16 protein-coding genes are annotated in these 17098 nt (G+C 32.6%); all 16 read left to right on the top strand.

Going from position 1 to position 17098, the window contains the following annotated elements; translation table 11 throughout:
• Positions 1 to 130 precede the first annotated feature (130 nt).
• Positions 131 to 691, top strand: coding sequence for a hypothetical protein (locus EG358_RS14780; RefSeq protein ID WP_076560884.1), 561 nt, complete (start codon positions 131 to 133; stop codon positions 689 to 691).
• Positions 692 to 780: 89 nt separating this feature from the next.
• Entirely contained in the window at positions 781 to 1047 is a 267-nt protein-coding gene (locus EG358_RS14775) for a hypothetical protein (protein WP_076560886.1), read from the top strand.
• Between the two features lie 5 nt (positions 1048 to 1052).
• Positions 1053 to 1577, top strand: a complete 525-nt coding sequence (locus EG358_RS14770; RefSeq protein WP_076560888.1) for a hypothetical protein — start codon at positions 1053 to 1055, stop codon at positions 1575 to 1577.
• Entirely contained in the window at positions 1574 to 1933 is a 360-nt protein-coding gene (locus EG358_RS14765) for a hypothetical protein (RefSeq protein ID WP_123890123.1), read from the top strand. Before EG358_RS14770 ends, EG358_RS14765 begins: the two co-directional genes overlap by 4 nt.
• Positions 1934 to 1941: 8 nt before the next feature.
• Complete coding sequence (locus EG358_RS14760) at positions 1942 to 2499, top strand: hypothetical protein (RefSeq protein WP_076560893.1); 558 nt, start codon at positions 1942 to 1944, stop codon at positions 2497 to 2499.
• Between the two features lie 583 nt (positions 2500 to 3082).
• Positions 3083 to 3532 carry a hypothetical protein gene (locus tag EG358_RS14755; RefSeq protein ID WP_076560894.1) on the top strand — a complete coding sequence of 150 codons (450 nt, stop codon included), beginning with the start codon at positions 3083 to 3085 and terminating at the stop codon, positions 3530 to 3532.
• Positions 3532 to 4152, top strand: a complete 621-nt coding sequence (locus EG358_RS14750; protein ID WP_076560896.1) for a hypothetical protein — start codon at positions 3532 to 3534, stop codon at positions 4150 to 4152. Before EG358_RS14755 ends, EG358_RS14750 begins: the two co-directional genes overlap by 1 nt.
• 211 nt (positions 4153 to 4363) lie before the next feature.
• Entirely contained in the window at positions 4364 to 5236 is an 873-nt protein-coding gene (locus EG358_RS14745) for an immunity 49 family protein (protein WP_076560898.1), read from the top strand.
• 1040 nt (positions 5237 to 6276) lie between these two features.
• The gene (locus EG358_RS14740; protein ID WP_076560900.1) at positions 6277 to 6687 is read left to right on the top strand and encodes a 5-fold beta-flower protein; all 411 of its coding nucleotides are present in this window, start codon (positions 6277 to 6279) and stop codon (positions 6685 to 6687) included.
• Between the two features lie 501 nt (positions 6688 to 7188).
• The gene (locus EG358_RS14735; RefSeq protein WP_076560902.1) at positions 7189 to 8046 is read left to right on the top strand and encodes a hypothetical protein; all 858 of its coding nucleotides are present in this window, start codon (positions 7189 to 7191) and stop codon (positions 8044 to 8046) included.
• Between the two features lie 251 nt (positions 8047 to 8297).
• Positions 8298 to 12017 (top strand): coiled-coil domain-containing protein, encoded by a 3720-nt coding sequence (locus EG358_RS14730; protein WP_115596380.1) that lies wholly within the window; start codon positions 8298 to 8300, stop codon positions 12015 to 12017.
• 147 nt (positions 12018 to 12164) lie between these two features.
• Positions 12165 to 12905: a hypothetical protein gene (locus tag EG358_RS14725; protein WP_076560906.1), complete on the top strand. Its 741-nt coding sequence runs from the start codon at positions 12165 to 12167 to the stop codon at positions 12903 to 12905.
• 79 nt (positions 12906 to 12984) lie between these two features.
• Positions 12985 to 13995, top strand: a complete 1011-nt coding sequence (locus EG358_RS14720) for a hypothetical protein (RefSeq protein ID WP_076560908.1) — start codon at positions 12985 to 12987, stop codon at positions 13993 to 13995.
• A gap of 666 nt (positions 13996 to 14661) precedes the next feature.
• Positions 14662 to 15975 (top strand): ATP-binding protein, encoded by a 1314-nt coding sequence (locus EG358_RS14715; RefSeq protein WP_083677042.1) that lies wholly within the window; start codon positions 14662 to 14664, stop codon positions 15973 to 15975.
• Between the two features lie 90 nt (positions 15976 to 16065).
• Entirely contained in the window at positions 16066 to 16635 is a 570-nt protein-coding gene (locus tag EG358_RS14710) for a hypothetical protein (RefSeq protein ID WP_076560910.1), read from the top strand.
• Positions 16632 to 17072, top strand: coding sequence for a lysozyme (locus EG358_RS14705; RefSeq protein ID WP_115596379.1), 441 nt, complete (start codon positions 16632 to 16634; stop codon positions 17070 to 17072). The genes EG358_RS14710 and EG358_RS14705 overlap by 4 nt, the downstream gene beginning before the upstream one ends.
• The last annotated feature ends 26 nt before the right edge of the window (positions 17073 to 17098 follow it).

Raw genomic sequence — 17098 nt, 5'->3', positions numbered from 1 at the left:
AGTAGCGGAGGGCTGTGGATTATGAAGCATATATTATTATGGACAATAAAAATACAGGCGAAGTGATTAGATCAAAAACAGCAAATGCAGATATTTGGTTAGACGATTTATTTAAAAAATAGAACAGGGAATGAAAAAAATAGTAGAATTTTTAAAGCTTTTATTTGAAAAAGAGCAGGAAGCAATTTTTTTAGAATATCAAAAAGATAAAATTGAAGAATATAATATTTTTATAGAAGAACAGATAAATATACATTTTGAAAATTCCTATGAAAAAAGTCTTGGAAGAGCTATACCTTTCAATTTAATTGGGAAAATACATAATCCTGCTTCTGACAGATTTTATAAATCAAAAGAGAATGCTTCATATCCAACCCAACGTAATCTTTATAAGATAACTCATTATCAAAATGGAACTTATGGAGATTTATGGGCTTGTTTTGTATCTGTTGATAATCCTGGAACAGGACAAACAAAAATATTACATTCGTGTTTTATAGTTACATTGATAGATGAAGACTTAAAGATTGTTGCTCAATTTAATCCAGATAGGGATACAGGAAAATGGGCTTTTGTAGGAGGAGATAGAGAATTAAAAATGTATAAACTAGGCAAATTACTTTCTATTGAACGATATTTAGAACCAGTAAATGATGATTGGGGTAAAGAACAGTATAATAAAGATATTTAACAAAGCACTTACAAGCTTTTCACAAGCGAAACCAATTAGGGTTTCGCTTTTTTACTGAATGTAAAAAAAATAAAATTGTTACTTTTGACATGACGGTTGCTGCAACCTTTGAAGTTTTACCAGATGATAAGCTGATAGAAACCTTACAAGAAGCAAAACCAGAACTGAATAATGATGATAACGCCTTGAAAGCAACGCTGAGAAAATTAAACGAAAAGCAAGATCCAAGAAGAGTTGAGATTGTTTTTTACAAAGCAATTGTTAACGAGGGAGATAAGACTGTTTTAGAAACAGTTAGAGCTCAAACAGAACATGGTGATATTTGGTTGAATAATTTATTTGGTATAAAAGAATAGTATTAATGGAAAAAATAAAAGAATTTTTATCCTTTTTATTTGAAAGGGAACAAGTTGCTATCGATTATGGTAATAGGAAAGATGATTTTGAGAAATATAATGTTATTGCAAAAGAAATTAAATCTTATATGAGCGATATTACTGTTGGCTTTGGCGTACCTGTTTTAGAGAAACCTGCTCCAGATTTTTTTTATGATGAAGGTGCTCCATATCCAACCCCACGTCATCTTTATAAGATAAGTCATTATCAAAACAAAGATTATGGAGATTTATGGGCTTGCTATGTTTCTATTGCAAATCCGTACAATAATATTACAGGCATAGATGATTGCTTTATAGTAACAGAAATAAATGGAGAGCTAAAAATTGTTGCTAAATTTGGACCTGATATAGATCAACCTAAATGGAAATTTTATGGTGGAGATAGGGAATTAAAAATTAATAAATTAGGAAAATTACTAAGTATTGAGCGTATTATGGAACCTATCGATGATGCTTGGAGTATGGAACAATACAATAAAGAAATTTGATAAAACTATTTATCTTTCACAAAAGCGAAACTTCTAGCTTGAAGTTTCGCTTTTTTTTATTGAATTTTTTAAAAATTAAAATTGTTACTTTTGACATGACCGTTGCTGCAACCTTTGAAGTTTTATCAGACGATAAGTTGATAGAAACATTACAGGAAGCAAGAGCGGAACTGAATAATGATGATAAAGCTTTGAAAGCTACATTGAAAAAATTAAATGAAAAACAAGACCCACGACGTTGTGAGACAGTAGATTATGAAGCATATATAGTAATCGATAATAAAGATACAGGCGAAGTGATTAGATCAAAAACAGCAAATGCTGACGTGTGGTTGGATAAATTATTTAATAAATAGTTATATAAATGGAAAAAATTAGAGAATTTTTAATAGAGTTATTTGAAAAGGAACAAAAAGCAATTTTTTTGGAATATAGCAAAGATAAAATTGAAGAATATAATATTTTTATAGAAGAGAAAATAAATATTTACTTTAAGAACCCGTATGATAAGGATTTAGATAAGATTATCCCTTTTAATTTGATTGGAAAATTACATAACCCTGCTTCTGACAGATTTTATAAATCAAAAGAGAATGCTCCATATCCAACACCACGTCATCTTTATAAAATAAGTCATTATCAAAATGGAACTTATGGAGATTTATGGGCGTGTTTTGTTTCTATTGCAAATCCGTACAATAATATTACAGGAATAGATGATTGTTTTATAGCTACAGAAGTAGATGGAGAGCTAAAAATTGTTGCTAAATTTGGACCTGATATAGATCAACCTAAATGGAAATTTTATGGTGGAGATAGGGAATTAAAAATTAATAAATTAGGAAAATTACTAAGTATTGAGCGTATTATGGAACCTATCGATGATGCTTGGAGTATGGAGCAGTACATTAAAGATATTTAACAAAGCACTACAAGCTTTTCACAAGCGAAACCAATTAGGGTTTCGCTTTTTTTATTTTTAAAGTTGGAAATCATTACTTTTGATTTAACGCTAGCCTCTACTTATCAGGTATTAGAAGCAAGATCCGTTGATAGAAACATTGAAAATGGAGGATACTGGTAATATGATGCTTTTCAGTAAAACCAACAAAGTCCTAATCGGGGGATAAGTCGTTAACTTTGCTGGCGCGAAGGGTCACTTTGTTGGTTAGGTTGTTTTGTTAAAATTAGGAATTTACTACTTTACAAATCTAAAGGCTGTCGCACGAATCCTTTCGTGTGGCTTTTATTTTCTAATCACTTTCTTAAAAGTTTATTTTATAAAAAAATAATTGATGAATTGTAACTATAAGTTCCCCTATTCAAGAATTATATTCACAATTTTGCTTTTGTATGTTAGCTGGATGTTTTTAAAAATTTAAATTATATTTTTGTTTAAAATGTATGACTTATAATGTTAAACCACACGAAAGGATTCGTGCGGTAGCTGTGAGAGTTGGTTAAAAAAAGGAGACATATATTTTGATGATCAAGGTAGAGAATTGATGAAAATTTCTAAATTAGATAGATTTACCAAAACACCTGATTATCGTGAGATATTTGCGCTAGCCAACAGAGCAGATATTTCCAATGATGTTATTCATCATCTTATTGAAAAAGGTTCTGATTTTGCGTATCTTTTTGAAAAAGAATTGATTAATGCTCCAAAAAGTTTGAGAGCAATACCAAAAGGAAATATTAATAAAATTCTGCACTTGTCAGATATACGAATCGCGTGGAATGAGGTTTATAGTCATATAGATGAATTGAAGATATTAAATATGATTAATGATGCGGGTATAAAAACAAGAATAGTTGATTTTGCTGCAAAAACAGATGTTTTCATAGCAAGATCTCTAGATGATATTGCAAGAGCTGAATTGAATGCAGGAAGACAGTTGACAGAAAACGAAATAGGAACGATTACTAATAATTTAAAACATTTACTTAACTAATGAATAATAAAGAAAAAATATTCACATTCAATTCAAAAAGTTGGATAGGTAATTTAGGAAAAAAAAGTTCGAGAGTACAACAGCCTAAATGTCAGATATGTAATAGAGAGTTAAAAGAAGAAATTAGATATTCGAAAGTTGAATTAGAAATTGAAAGATATGAAGGCGAAGATATGATTAGTGCTTCTAATATTTTAATTGTTTCGGAAAATCTATACAATGCGTTAATAAAGTCTGAGATTAAAGGTTTTGCACCAATAAAGGTAAATAAAGTAAAGCATAAATATGGTAATGTTGATATTAAAACAGTTCCTACATTGGTCTATTTAGCTATTTTGGCTCCAGCTGTTAGAAATATACCTATAGCAAGTGATTTTACGGGTATTTGTGAAGGTTGTAATTTATATTTAAATCAATATAATGAAGAAAAATCAAAATTAATCATTAGAGGTACTGAAGAAAATGCAATTCATCTGCAGGTCATTCATGACTCATATGAAGGGGCAGATATTTTTAATTTTGCAGACCATGGAGAGGTTGGAGTGACCCAAAAATTTCTTGATGTCATCAAAGGCTTCAATTGTCCAGAAAATATTGTTATTCCTGCCGAATGGATATAATATTTTTTTAAATAAACTAACAAGCATCTCATTATCGGGATGCTTTTATTATTTAACCACTTGTCATTTAAAATTTTAACTAAATTCGGGTTCAAGAAAATTTCCTTTAAATATGGAAATGTTAATATATAGTAATACAATAAAGGATTACAAAAGCGGATGATATAGGACAATTTACAATTAAAGAATTTGATATAACAAGATAAAAAATATGGAAAAAATTAATTTACATAAGGTTGATTTGCCTGATGTAATCAAAGAAAATTTTGATTGGTTAAATGGGAAATTACACAAATCTATTAATAAGTCAAAAGAAATGTTTAGGTTTCTGTTTTATGTATATAGAGATTCTTCAGAGCTATTACAAATGTCTGTTTTGGAGAAACCAGAAGTATCTCAGCAAAAGTATTGGTCTACTTATGGACTTAACTGTATTAGTGAATTTTGTCGATTAGCCCATTTTCCAGGCGAAGTAAAAGAAGCGCAAATAGACGAAAGTGGTTTATTCCCTATTAAAGTGGAAGAAACAAACCAGCACATCAATATTTTGAGAGCCCTTTTTATGGCGACTATTGCAAGAGACGAAGAAAAGCAAAAAATTATAGCTAGTAGCCCACTTTATTTATGGGAAATGAAAGAAGAAAATCAAAATAAAGGTAATTTTGTAACGTGTTTTTTATTGTTAATGAAAGAATATTATACAAACAAAACATTTAATGAAGAACTTTTTGAAAAATCTCAACAAGATTTAATCTCAATGAAATCTGAAATAGGTCCTGATGTTAAGCAAAAATTTTGGATCTATTACATGAATAAGTTTTTAATCGCTTTCAAATCTTTAGTTGATGAAAATGAAGCAGAGTTCAATCAGAATTTAATTAAAGCAATTCATGCTCATAAAGAGGTCTGGAGTCAAAAGAAAGCTTTAAATCGTGGTGGAACTCCATTATGTAGGGAAAACGAAGGATTTTTATCGTGGGGCTGTACAGCTTTAGCTGCTATGGCTCATGATAAAGGCTGGAAACTTGAAGTTGAGTCGGATTATATGCCAAGTTTTATGGTTGATGGCTCTATAAATAAGTAAAATTATTTTTATTTCAATAATAAGCATCTCGTTATCGGGATGCTTTCATTGTTAAATTATATGACATTTTAAATTCCCACGCTGCCGCGCCAATTCTTATAAAAAGATCAGGAAAAACCGTATTTTAAATACATTTTTCTACTATAAAATAGTCAGTTGACATTTTGCATCAGACAGTCAGCTTCTCGAATTGGTCAGATGGTTTTCCTAAGTAGCAAGAAGGCTTTCCGACCCAGTCAGATGATTTTGCGAAACAGACAGATGAATTCCCACACTAGTTAGATGGCTTTGCGGATCGGTTAGATGTTTACTTTAAGTAGCAAGAAGGCTTTCCGAACCAGTCAGATGATCTTGCGGAACAGGCAGCTGAATTCCCACAATACTCAGATGGCTTTGCGGATCGGTTAGAGGTTTATTTTAAGCAGCAGGAAGGTTTTTCGACCCATTCAGATGATTTCCGGAACTAGTTAGATGACTTTTCGAAGGTGTACAATCATTTTTCGAAGTGATCAGATGGTTTCCGGAACGAGTACGTTGTTTTTTCTTAACTGTCGCATGAATTATTTATGATGCGTGTTAATATTACAGACCAACAGTTCGAAATTTATTGAAGAGAAATATCTGCATTTTAGAATTTTCAGTTTTGTGTATTCAAAAAACTCTCTATCTTTAAACAGGTAATAATATCTAAAAAAACCGTTGTGCATTTTGAATCATTGTCTTTCGAAAATCCTAATTAACCTCAGTTCGGGATAAGAGATTCTGATAATGTTTTTAAATCATTAAACGTAAAAATTTTATAATTAAACTATTTATTTTAGAAAGCAAAGGCAAATAAATGCGCTTCGCAAAGCTTGAGCAAAAGCTTTACAAAATCAATTTGTTGGTTCTTCTTTGCTAACTTTATTATAAAAGAATAAAATTCACCTTTGCGTTAAATGTATAATCGACTCAAAATTAATATTTTACCATTATTGCTTAACCCGAACTCAGTTAATTAATATTTGAATCAATAAAAAAACTTATTAAAACTTTAAACCATGAAAAAAACACTAATCATCTGTTCCCTTTTGTTCAGTCTCTCTATTGTAAGCGCACAAACGATAGAATCCGGAAGTCGTAATACTGCAGGGTATATCAAAAGTGACGGAACTATAGAAAACAAGAGTCATTCTACAGTAGGCTACATCAAAAGCGACGGTACAATCGAAAATAAAAGTCACAGCACTATTGGTCGCATCAAAAGCGATGGGACGATAGAAAACAAAAGTGGCTCTACTGTTGGGTATGTAAAAAAAGACGGTACGGTAGAAAACAGCAGCCACTCAACCATTGGTTACATCAAAGACAATGGAACGGTAGAAGGCAGTAGTCATGGTACTATTGGCTATGCCAGTGGAATTAAAAAAGAGTGGGCAGCGGTAGCTTTTTTCTTTTTTAAATTAGATTAAAAGATAGACTGTCCCATTGGGGATATCACATTAAAAAAGTAAAGCCTGGATTTTATAATTCAGGCTTTTTTTGTGCGTGTAATTCTAATATTAGATTCCAATTTAAAATCAGCATGGTTTGTTTCAATATTTCATGCTAAGTTACTGCAACTACCAATCAGAGCGGTTCGAAAACTTTCCTAAGAATGAAAAAAGGATGAATTTTGGGTTTTAAAATCTAACAATTATTTATCTGATTCTGAATACAATAAAGATTGCTGAAACTACAGATCAGAGAGGCCTCAAAACTTTTTTAAGAATAAAAAAAGTATGAATTTTGAACCTTAAAATTAAGCAAAAACTCATCTGTTTAAAAAAGAATATATCTTCTGAAACGACACAACGGAAACGCAATTTTTATACGTAAACGAAAAAGATAAGTTTTAAGCTTAAAAAGCAAATAACAATAAGAGCAGAACAGTATTTTCTAAGAAAATAAGCGGCAAAGAATATTAAAATATTATGGAAATAGAAGAATTAACAACACGGGATCAGTTAAAAACATATTTTGAAACAGGTAAATATCCTACACAAAGCCAATTTTCGGATTTGATAGATTCTTTCACACTTAAGGAAGATGTAATGACCAATAGAGAAGCAATAATTCTTGCCAATAGATTGGCGTCTATTGATAATGCATTCATTTACTATTTTACAAATAACATTGAAAATTTAAAATTTCCTATAGTTATAAGTTCACAGGATGAAGAAGATCAGGTGATCACACTAGAAGAAACCAATAGTCTCAGGGTAAAGCAATTCTTATTAGGCAGTGCTCCTTATACATTTAAAACAAAAAAAATCTCAGAAGGAAATCTAAAAGAAACAGAATATTATGGCTTGGAATATCAATTAAATCAGAATTATTTCATCTATAGATTGTTCGGGAATAATCTTAATACAATTCCTGAAGGATTTGAATTTGGAAAGCTGGATAATATTGGTTTACCCATACAAATTTCAAAAGGAGATTATGGAAGGAGAATAAACGTTGTAAACACAAGCGTTAAGTTCGTTAATAAGACAGAAGTCTCTATTCAATATAGAATTGAAGCCGCTGGATGGAGTGATAGATACAGAGATGAAGACACCGTTACCGATCATTATGATATTGGAGATTATTTAGTTTTTTATTACAATGCAGATCTTAGGAAAACCGATCAGTCAATACAGTGTGATATCTATGATGAAGATAATGGTAAACTCTTAACGACAGGCTATTTACATGCAGGACAAAATCAAACCTCTTGGAATGGAGGCCAGATAGTGGAAGTAAGAAATGCAAGAATCGAATGTTATTATTCTGCAGGTGAAAAATAAACAAACGGTAAAAAGAGCTCAGGAACAATAAGTATAGATAACAAACAATCAGTCATTATTCAACAAGCTGTTCATATTGCATTACCTCTTATTAGATTAAAAAAGAAATTGTAGCAACCCATACCGGAACAGCAAGCCCCTATTATTTCGACGATATTATATTATGGCTAATTCTCGACCGATGAGCCTGTGAGGGTATGCTATTGCTGAAACACAACTTTTATAATACTAACCAAAAATTAATAAACGATATGTCAATACCATTAGATACAATATACACCTACTTTGAAACTGGTGATTTCCCGACTCAGGAACAGTTTAAAGAATCTTGGTCATCATTTTGGCATAAAGATGAGCCTGTCCCTACAAATAAAATTGCAGGATTAGATAGCTTGCTGCAAAATAAAGTTGACAAAAATAGATATGAGCTCCATTTGGCAGATGCCAATGCGCATACTTCATTTTTAGCCAGGAGAGACGCATCTAATCTGAATAGTGACAATGTACAGTCCTGGAAAACAATGCTTGAAGTAGGGAATTTTCCTTCTAATACCGCCACTGTTGATGATTTTGATGAGCTTGGCAATATTTCTGAATTTGGAAATGTCTATACGAAGAACCAGAGTCATGATACATTCATATCTCTTCAAGATTACACAGACAGCAACGGAAATATCCTGGCTGAAAAGATAGAGGCTTTAGGTTTAACGACTTTAATTGAAGCCGTTGAAACTACAATTTCTGATTTTGCAAACCATTCAGACACTTACGATTTTGAAGATAACGACTTCATTGCTATTCCGGTGAATGATGAGAATTATTCTCTTTATCTATTTAAAGGTGGCGCAAAAAATGATAAAAGTAATTATCTGTCAACCGGGCTTTCGAATATTACAATCGGAATGGTAGAAGGTCTTCAAAGCGAACTTAATAAAATAAAAATTGTTCAGGACGGATTAACCAATCTAAATTCCAGCCTTGCAATTAAAGCGGATAAAGCTACAGTTCTTGAGCAATTCAACAGTGTTAATATTAATTTAGGATTAAAAGCGGATAAACTTACGCTTCAGCAGGAAGTGAACAGAATAAAAGTTGTTGAAGATGGATTAGTTGATGTGAATTCTAATCTTGCCATTAAAGCAGACAAAGCCACAGTTATTGAGCAATTCGGCACCTTCACAGCAGATCTTCAATCTAAAGCCGATAAACTTACCCTTCAGCAGGAAGTTAACCGAATAAAAGTTGTTGAAGATGGATTAGTTGATGTGAATTCTAATCTTGCCATTAAAGCGGATAAAGCCACAGTTCTTGAGCAATTCGGCACTTTCACAACCGATCTTGAATCTAAAGCCGACAAACTTACCCTTCAACAGGAAGTAAACCGAATAAAAGTTGTCGAAGATGGATTAGTTGATGTGAATTCCAATCTTGCAATTAAAGCGGATAAAGCAACAGTTCTTGAGCAATTCGGCACCTTCACCACCGATCTTGAATCTAAAGCTGATAAACTTACCCTTCAGCAGGAAGTGAACCGGATAAAAGTTGTTGAAGATGGATTGATTGATGTGAATTCTAATCTTGCGATTAAAGCGGATAAACTTACGCTTCAGCAAGAAGTTAACCGGATAAAAGTTGTTGAAGATGGATTAGTTGATTTGAATGATAATCTTGCCATTAAAGCGGATAAAGCAACAGTTCTTGAGCAATTCGGCACTTTCACCGCCGATCTTCAATCTAAAGCGGATAAACTTACTCTTCAGCAAGAAGTAAACCGAATAAAAATTCTTGAAGATGGATTAGTTGATGTGAACTCCAATCTTGCAATTAAAGTAGATAAAGCCACAGTTCTTGAGCAATTCGGCACCTTCACCACCGATCTCCAATCTAAAGCTGATAAACTTACACTTCAGCAAGAAGTTAACCGGATAAAAGTTGTTGAAGATGGATTAGTTGATTTGAATGATAATCTTGCCATTAAAGCGGATAAAGCAACAGTTCTTGAGCAATTCGGCACCTTCACAACCGATCTCCAATCTAAAGCGGATAAACTTACACTTCAGCAGGAAGTTAACCGAATAAAAGTTGTTGAAGATGGATTAGTTGATGTTAATTCTAATCTTGCAATCAAAGCGGATAAAGCCACTGTTCTTGAGCAATTCGGTACTTTTACCACAGATCTTCAATCTAAAGCAGATAAACTTACGCTTCAGCAGGAAGTGAGCCGAATAAAAGTTGTTGAAGATGGATTAGTTGATTTGAATTCTAATCTTGCAATTAAAGCAGATAAAGCTGTTGTTCTTGAGCAATTCAACGGTGTTAACATTAATTTAGGATTAAAAGCCGATAAAGCTACAATTGACCCCGAACTGAATAAAATAAAATTTCTTGAAGATGGATTGGTTGATGTAAATTCTAATCTTGCCATTAAAGCGGACAAAGAGACTGTTCTTGAGCAATTCGGTACTTTCGCCACCGATCTTCAGTCTAAAGCCGATAAACTCACACTTCAGCAGGAAGTGAACCGAATAAAAGTTGTTGAAGATGGATTGATTGATGTGAATTCTAATCTTGCAATTAAAGCAGACAAAGCCACAGTTCTTGAGCAATTCGGCACCTTCACAACCGATCTCCAATCTAAAGCGGATAAACTTACGCTTCAGCAGGAAGTGAACCGAATAAAAGTTGTTGAAGATGGATTAGTTGATGTGAATTCTAATCTTGCAATTAAAGCAGATAAAGCAGTTATTCTTGAGCAGTTGAATGGTGTTAATATTAATTTAGGATTAAAAGCGGATAAAGCTACGATTGAACCAGAACTGAATAAAATAAAATTTCTTGAAGATGGATTAGTTGATGTGAATGCTAATCTTTCCATTAAGGCTGATAAACTTACGCTTCAGCAGGAAGTAAACCGGATAAAAGTTGTTGAAGATGGATTGATTGATGTGAATTCCAATCTTGCAGTTAAAGCGGATAAAGCAACAGTTCTTGAGCAATTCGGCACTTTCACCACCGATCTTCAATCTAAAGCTGATAAACTAACCCTTCAGCAGGAAGTAAACCGGATAAAAGTTGTTGAAGATGGATTGATTGATGTGAATTCCAATCTTGCAGTTAAAGCGGATAAAGCAACAGTTCTTGAGCAATTCGGCACTTTCACGACCGATCTCCAATCCAAAGTTGATAAACTCACCCTTCAGCAGGAAGTTAATAAAATAAAATTTCTTGAAGATGGATTGATTGATGTGAATTCTAATCTTGCAGTTAAAGCGGATAAAGCCACTGTTCTTGAGCAATTCGGTACTTTTACCACAGATCTTCAGTCTAAAGCAGATAAACTTACCCTTCAGCAGGAAGTGAACCGAATAAAAGTTGTTGAAGATGGATTGGTTGATGTTAATTCTAATCTTTCAGTTAAGGCAGATAAAGCAACAATTCAGGAACAACTGGGTGGTGTGAATGCCGATCTCCAAAATAAGGCAGATAAAGAAGCATTAGAAAACCACCTTTGGTCAGCAGATTCGCATATCAGCTATTTAACAAGAAGAGATGCTTCAAATCTTGATTCTAAAAATATTTATGATTGGCAAAAGGTTTTAGGGATTGTAGATTCTACAGAGCCTAAAAGGAACTATAAAATTTACAGAGCACTATTACATGTGGATGAAAAATCTTTCGAACCCAGATTTACTGTATTAGAAAACACAATTGGAGATATTAATTGGAGCCGTAATGACGTTGGTTTCTACACCGGATTTATGGAAAAAGCGTTCCCCGAAGGCAGAGTTTGGATCAATAGCAAAATCAATAAACCATATAATAAATCAACTCCGGTAGATTGTATGGCGGCAAGGTCTGATGATCATATGGTAAATCTAAATATTTTCACGCCAAGGGAAGATTATGTTCCTGTTGATATGACAGGAGAATTCGGAACTATAGAAATATATGTCTATGATCCAGAAAAATAAGACTTACTGCAACTACAGGATAGCAAGGGCAAAAAACTTTCATACGAACAAAAAAAAGATGAATTTTGAACTTTAAATCTATGAATACTAATTGGCTCCGGAGGGCAATTGTATCAGGAAAATAAACAATAAAATATCAAAAACACAATGAAAGAAAAGAATATTTTAATCCAAAGAAAAGAACTGAAAACCTATTTTGAAACAGGTAAATATCCTACACAGAATCAGTTTGGAGAGTTCATCGATAATTATGTCCATTTAAATGAATTTAGTTTCGGATTGGATGTAAAACCATCTCGGGATTATAAGAAAAAATACTATCATTTCTATGTCGCTGAAGATATCGAGAAATCTGGCAGAGGTCATATAAATATTGAAGATCCGGAAGAAAATGAACCCCAAAAGATAGATGATTATAAACATGTTTCAAGTAGAAATGTAGCTTATAAATGTTTGAACGTAAAATTATTAACCGACTTAGATATCGATAAATATCAACCCAAAATCATCATTAAACGCTACAAACAACAAAAAACACTTAAAAGTGGTTATGTAAAAAATGCAGGTTATTATCAGGAGCTTTTGTCGGATGCAGAATCTTGGGGTCGACAGTCGGAATATCCGGTAACGTCTAACGAAATGATTATAGATCTTAATCCGATCAACTATTTTAAACCTGATTCAGATTACAACGAGTTTGCTCCGTCGGGAACATTTAACAGACCTGGTTCATTTAAATATTCTGCGCATCACAGAAAACCATTTTCACTTATTCAAATGTTATTAGAAATTAATATTAATGGAACAAAATTCAGATCGCAACCCGTTACTATTAAAATTATTTTAGGACGAGACGAGAATGATTTAATCAATTACATTATAAATTAAAAATTACAACCTTAATAGAGTAGATGCTCTTTAATAAAGCATTTTGCTCTTGAAATCATACAACCAAACGTTCAATAACATGACAGATTTAGAAACAATATTAAGTTGGTTTCAGACCGGCGACATGCCAACACAGAAAGAATTTCAACAAACTTTTTCTTCTTTTAGACACACTAACACAAAAATTCCGATCACAGAAGTTGACGGATTAGAAGCATCATTAAATAACAAGGTGAATGTCGGCGATATTATCGACGGTGGAGGAGAAAAATCTATTCCTTTAACGGGTACAACTCCAGAGTCACCGGCATCAGGTTTAATAACAGTTCAAAATGAAGGTGGAAGAATAGAGTTTGGTAAAAATGGAGTAAGTAATTCTCACTTTTTAGCTACAGAATATGTAAACTCAGATCAGGTGTTCTTTATGACCAATATAGAAGAGGGTATTAATACATCTGTTTCTACTGAAGATTTTAACACGATGAATGAGTTAAAAATAACTAAAACTTTTACCAGACTAAGTGCTATGTCAGCAGGAGTAGGTACAGTAGAATTAGATATAAAACCAAAATCTTTTAAAGTAACAACATCTGATGCTACAGGAGGAGGCAGTAACAAAATTACTGAGATAACTCAAAACGGGATTAGAACAGAAGCTTTAACGAATGCTCAGGGAGATCCCAGTTTCAATAGAAAATTAGTTCAAAAAAACACTGGTGAGATAGGGTATATTGAAGTAGGCATTAAAGAAACAGGACAAATCAACTCTGAGGATTTTATTATGTCGGGAGGTTCTTCTGCAAATGGTGTAATTAATTTTGAACATCAGGAAGGAAGCGAGTATGTTACCATAAGATTTAGATTAAGCGCCACAATTAAAGATGAAAATATTTATATCCCTTTGCCTTTTGGAATTGGTATATCTAATCTTAAGAGATTTGCAAATTTTGGTTTTAATGACCAGTTTATTAATATTTCATCTCAGGAACAAGTAATTATATTATCTAAACTCAATTTTGCTGGAGATTTGAGTGTTTATATTAATGAATGTATTGTTTTTCCTTATGGTTATGAAGGAGCACAAGATTAAAATAAAACAGCAAATATAATAACAGTTTAAACGCAGACTTTGTTTTCACTTCTATCAGAGAACTATTTGTATGAAAAACTTAATCAAAAAAGTTAACTAATGAGAATTTTAAAATCAATTTAAATAATAAAAAACAATAAAAAAATGAGATGTTACAAAAGTTATTTTTATTCATAGGTGAGCAACTTTTCGGTTGAGGTCTATTAAAGTAAACCACTTTATAGTGCGAAATTATTTTACAAAATACCTCAATCGGGTGAGATGTTCTTTAACAGGAAACCTTTTGTCTTTGAAATAATGGAATTTTCTGATGTGAGAGCATTAGAATCTCATCCAAAAAACAGAATAATAGCTTATGGCTGAGCTATTATTTTCTTTCAAGCGAAGATCATGATTCCTTGAGAGCGGAAGATTGATTTTTTAACAAGTAGGAATTTCAGGAAGGGAAAGACTTTCAACAAAAAATAATTGCTTAGGCAGTTTGGGTAAGACTTTCTAATATGAATTACGTTTACTACTAGTAACCAATTAATAATTGTTTTTCAAAAATTTTAAGACAAAAAAGAATTGATTTGCTACACTTAGAAAGCAGAAACAAGAATTTATTGAAAGAGATGAAGAAGAGTAAATTTTGAATTTTAAAAAATAAAAAAGACTAAAAAACCAATGGAACAAGAACAAATACAAAAATTATTTACTCATTTAGAAGAGGTTATAAAATGGCGTATCAACAATGCTTCAGAAGATTTTAATACAGCAGCACCCGAATTGAAAACTAATGATCATGAAGGCTTTCAGCTAGGAAACTATATTTCTGGGAAAAAGCTTAAACATCAGGAAGTTATAATTCTGTTGATGGCTTTGTTACCAAGACTGGATCCGTCACTGCTGAAGCGTATTTTTCTGGAGTTTCCAAGTAGTGTGTTGTTTGATTACTGTGTAACCAATGATAATGGCAGACTTTTTTATCCGACAATTCAGACTGTTCAATATATTTTGGGTGGAGAAAGCATTTCAGAACGACTGAAGGCTTTAGATTATTTCGATCCCAATTCGGTTTTGATTAAAGAAGAGCTTATTGTTTTATCGGGTTCATCTGAGCATAGTTCAACGAATAGCCAGATAAGTGTGCATCAGGAAACTTTTAATACGATTGTTTTCGGAGTAGAAGTATTGCCAAAAATGAGCAATGATTTTCCCGCAGAGCTATTACAGACCCGCCGATCGTGGGATGATTTGATACTTCCTAAAATCACATTAAACGAAATTAAAAGCATTGAAGACTGGTACAACAGCAGCCGGATTCTTATGGAAGATTGGGATATGCAGAAAAAACTTAAACCAGGCTTTCGGGTATTGTTTTATGGCGAACCGGGAACGGGGAAAACTCTTGCAGCGAGTCTTTTAGGGAAATATACGAAACGCCCTGTCTTCAGAGTTGATGTTTCGATGCTGGTCTCAAAATACATCGGCGAAACTGAAAAACATTTAGCCAAATTATTTGATAAAGCAGAAAACAAAAACTGGATTTTATTTTTTGATGAGGCAGATGCCATTTTCGGAAAACGAACCAATGTACGGGATGCTCATGATAAATATGCGAATCAGGAAGTTTCTTATCTGTTACAGCGAATAGAAACGTTTTCGGGACTTATTATTTTGGCATCCAACTTTAAAAATAATATGGATAAAGCCTTTACGAGACGTTTTCATAGCTGCATCAAATTTAATAATCCAAAGTATGAAGAGCGTTTGCGTATCTGGCAGCAAAATTTGCCTGCGCAATTACAGCTTAAGGATATAAATTTAGAACAAATTGCCAAACGGTACGAGCTCACCGGCTCTAATATCATGAATGTTATACAAGATGTCAGTTTAAAAACAATTGCATCACAGGAACCTGATTACAGAGTAAGTTTAGAAGTGTTCTTAGAAAGTATTAAAAAAGAATATGTGAAGGAAGATAAAATATTTACATAAAGATAAAAGTCGGGAAACATTGTTTACGAATACAATAACTTCCTTCTACTCCTGGCTTCTTTACCCTAATAATTTCAAAAAATAAAGCTTATGAAAGCAAAAATTCTGCTGCTGATTATATTCAGTGGCCTCATATTGTGTTGCCGAAGTAAACATAAAATTACAACCACTTATAAAGAAAATAAAAGTGAGACAGAGAAAGTAAAAGTAGATTCTGCAAGTGTACAAAGCACAAAATCTATTCAAAACACAGCTGTAGATGCATTAGTCAAAGAAAAGAAAAATGAAATATCCGGAGAGGTATTGATTACAGGAAAATCTGATCTATCCAACCCTTTTGTTTTCCATAATGTTGTTGGAAGCGATACCGTTCAAAGTATTTCTATCACAGGAAATGCAGAATATGCAATCAATAACCATTATATAAAGACCGACAATAAAAAATCGGAGGTCAGAAAAGAAGAATTTACATATATTTTTCAGGATTCAGCTCAGAATGCTGTTTTAAAAGAAGCTAACAGAGAAATCGATTCAGAAGTTTTTGAAGAAACTAAAAACATCAATTCTACAGGCTTTCAAGCCGGAACATGGATCGTAATTACGATTGTTGTGACCTTTTTAATATTCATCTTTTTCGTCTATAAATATTTTAAGAAATGAAAACATCAAAAAAAGGAATAAACCTGATTTTATCATTTGAAGGATTCAGTTCAAAACCTTATTTGGATTCAGCAGGAATCCCGACAATCGGCTACGGAAATACCTATTATCCGGGCGGGAAAAAAGTAACCCTGAAAGATCCTTCAATTAGTAAAGAAAAAGGAGTAGAATTATTTTCATCTGTTTTACCGACGTATGAAAAAATAGTCAGCAATAAAATTAAAGTCGCTCTTACACAAAATCAATTTGATGCTCTTGTCTCGCATACTTACAACACAGGAGGATCTGATACTCTGTTTTCACTGATCAATAAAAAAGCAAATTCAGAAACTATCAAAGATTGGTTTATCTCAAGATATACGACCGCCGGAGGAAAAACTTTAAACGGTTTAATCAGGCGTAGAAAAGCTGAAGCAGACTTATTTTTTTCGAAATAAGATTTTAAAAACTGTAATTCGTATTG

It is taken from the genome of Chryseobacterium indoltheticum (assembly GCF_003815915.1).
GTDB lineage: Bacteria > Bacteroidota > Bacteroidia > Flavobacteriales > Weeksellaceae > Chryseobacterium > Chryseobacterium indoltheticum.
The sequence above is the reverse complement of the archived record's forward strand: the minus strand, read 5'-3'. Positions and strand labels throughout refer to the sequence as shown.

Excerpts from the sequence above, each read along its gene's own strand:
- EG358_RS14780 (WP_076560884.1), top strand. The coding sequence starts at position 131 with ATGAAAAAAATAGTAGAATTTTTAAAGCTTTTATTTGAAAAAGAGCAG.
- EG358_RS14775 (WP_076560886.1), top strand. The coding sequence starts at position 781 with ATGACGGTTGCTGCAACCTTTGAAGTTTTACCAGATGATAAGCTGATA.
- EG358_RS14770 (WP_076560888.1), top strand. The coding sequence starts at position 1,053 with ATGGAAAAAATAAAAGAATTTTTATCCTTTTTATTTGAAAGGGAACAA.
- EG358_RS14760 (WP_076560893.1), top strand. The coding sequence starts at position 1,942 with ATGGAAAAAATTAGAGAATTTTTAATAGAGTTATTTGAAAAGGAACAA.
- EG358_RS14755 (WP_076560894.1), top strand. The coding sequence starts at position 3,083 with ATGAAAATTTCTAAATTAGATAGATTTACCAAAACACCTGATTATCGT.
- EG358_RS14750 (WP_076560896.1), top strand. The coding sequence starts at position 3,532 with ATGAATAATAAAGAAAAAATATTCACATTCAATTCAAAAAGTTGGATA.
- EG358_RS14745 (WP_076560898.1), top strand. The coding sequence starts at position 4,364 with ATGGAAAAAATTAATTTACATAAGGTTGATTTGCCTGATGTAATCAAA.
- EG358_RS14740 (WP_076560900.1), top strand. The coding sequence starts at position 6,277 with ATGAAAAAAACACTAATCATCTGTTCCCTTTTGTTCAGTCTCTCTATT.
- EG358_RS14735 (WP_076560902.1), top strand. The coding sequence starts at position 7,189 with ATGGAAATAGAAGAATTAACAACACGGGATCAGTTAAAAACATATTTT.
- EG358_RS14730 (WP_115596380.1), top strand. The coding sequence starts at position 8,298 with ATGTCAATACCATTAGATACAATATACACCTACTTTGAAACTGGTGAT.
- EG358_RS14725 (WP_076560906.1), top strand. The coding sequence starts at position 12,165 with ATGAAAGAAAAGAATATTTTAATCCAAAGAAAAGAACTGAAAACCTAT.
- EG358_RS14720 (WP_076560908.1), top strand. The coding sequence starts at position 12,985 with ATGACAGATTTAGAAACAATATTAAGTTGGTTTCAGACCGGCGACATG.
- EG358_RS14715 (WP_083677042.1), top strand. The coding sequence starts at position 14,662 with ATGGAACAAGAACAAATACAAAAATTATTTACTCATTTAGAAGAGGTT.
- EG358_RS14710 (WP_076560910.1), top strand. The coding sequence starts at position 16,066 with ATGAAAGCAAAAATTCTGCTGCTGATTATATTCAGTGGCCTCATATTG.
- EG358_RS14705 (WP_115596379.1), top strand. The coding sequence starts at position 16,632 with ATGAAAACATCAAAAAAAGGAATAAACCTGATTTTATCATTTGAAGGA.